The 255-nt window shown below is 54.9% G+C and carries 1 protein-coding gene; it reads right to left on the bottom strand.

Going from position 1 to position 255, the window contains the following annotated elements; all coding sequences use genetic code 11:
- A partial coding sequence (locus QP415_RS12240) for a hypothetical protein (protein WP_285100255.1) occupies positions 1-255 on the bottom strand: 255 nt, incomplete at both ends.

The raw sequence follows: 255 nt of genomic DNA on the forward strand, positions 1-255 counted from the left end.
TATTCAGCATCATCAAACCCACCGCCAGACAGAACGGCCTCATTGCGGACGGGAACGCGCGTCATTAGCTTCTCAATGTCTGCCCGCTCAAAAAAGCGTCGCCCGCCCGGATCTTCTATATAGGGCACTTTGCGTTCGCGCGCCCAGCGCATTAGGCGCGAATAACTCGTGTGAGGCAAAAGTGCGGCCGCTTCATGGCCGGTGAGCAGATCGTCCTGTTTCAATGCAGATGTGCGTTTTTCGTACATATGCACA

The sequence above is a fragment of the Pauljensenia sp. UMB3104 genome (genome assembly GCF_030217285.1).
GTDB lineage: Bacteria > Actinomycetota > Actinomycetes > Actinomycetales > Actinomycetaceae > Pauljensenia.